Source organism: Pontibacter pamirensis (genome assembly GCF_010015475.1).
Lineage (GTDB): Bacteria > Bacteroidota > Bacteroidia > Cytophagales > Hymenobacteraceae > Pontibacter > Pontibacter pamirensis.
On record NZ_SSNI01000108.1, the window covers coordinates 1 to 1,380 of the forward strand.

A 1,380-nucleotide genomic window follows, 5' to 3' on the forward strand; every position below is an offset into this window, starting at 1 on the left:
CTGACTGTCTGCGTGATGAAAAAGAGATAGGCCGTAAATTAAGAGGGAAAAAGATGGCGATGATTAGCTGCGGATCGGATGCAGTGTTAATAAATGGTTTTAAAATGCCTTTTGTAGAGACAGCCCGCTATTTGGAAATGAATTATTTAGGGGATATTCATACTTGGCTTGAGGAGGGTTCTCTTCCAGAACCTGTTAAACAGAACTTAGAATATTTTATAACTGATAATATACTTGCTGGAGCTAAATTTTTGGGTACTAACAGCCAGGTTTATTAACCTTGGAATGTTGGCTTATTTTAGCAGTAACGCGTTGAAATAGTCAAGATGTCTTAGAGCTGTTTTATTTACTGTTTCTAACATTTTCAGATAGAAGCTTTGGAAATAGTAAAGATCTGTTTTCTCATTAAAAAGCTAACAGTGTACAGACAAGACCTATTAATTTCGGATAGCCCGGCCTCAGTTATTTAGTAGAGCCTTGAATATTAATGCTCAATAAATTACGCACCAATATTCTTCATGTAACATGGACAAATTTAAAATCTTATGAAATATTAATAATAAATCAGTTATCAGTAACACACACTGATTTTTATGATATGTATCCTGAAAAATGCCAGGAATTCTAAGTAGTGTTCAAATCTGTTTTCTTACTTAAATGATTCTTATAGGAGTTACGCAGCTAGAATATTACACGTAAGATTATTATAAAAGCCATGGAATCTGCCCAATACATAGCTTATTTGATGAGCGAGCCGCGCAAGGTGAGCTGCGTAAAGGCCAGCGAGGTTCTAGAAGTCTCACACGATGAGATCAACCGCTTCCTTTTGAGCAGCCACTTTACGGGAAAAGATTTGTTTGAGGCTGTCAGGCGAGGGCTTTGCCTGAAGGGAGGCGTTCTCTCGGCGGATGATTCGGTGCTTGATAAGCCTTTTACAGACCCCAGCACCACAGAGCTGGTAGACTATTTCTGGTCGGGCAGGCACCATATAGTGGTGAAGGGAGTCAACCTTATAGCCCTGTTTTATACAGATCCCTCAGGGGTGGGCCTGGCAGTTAACTTTCGGGTGTACCGCCATGGGGAGGGAAAGACAAAGCATGTCTACTTCCAGGAGATGGTCAAGGAGTGCTGGCAGTGGGGACTGCGCCCGGCGTGGGTGAGCGCCGACAGCTGGTACGCCTCCGTAGAGAACCTGAAGTTCCTGAGAAACCAGGAAGTGGGTTTTCTGGTGGGGCTGGGGGGCTGGAGGCAAACCGCACCGGTTGATGTTGACAACACAGCAGAAAGCTTCCAATGGAACAATCACCTGGCAGCACTTCATCTATGAAAAGCTCACCGATGATGCTTTTAAAATGACATTTGAAGTGAGCAGGGATGGCA

2 pseudogenes are annotated in these 1,380 nt (G+C 42.9%); both read left to right on the forward strand.

What is annotated here, in order from left to right:
• A pseudogene (locus E1919_RS27130) lies at positions 1–278 on the forward strand (hypothetical protein); the annotation flags it as partial.
• 437 nt (positions 279–715) lie between these two features.
• Positions 716–1,237: pseudogene (locus E1919_RS27135) on the forward strand (IS701 family transposase); the annotation flags it as partial.
• Positions 1,238–1,380: the final 143 nt, after the last annotated feature.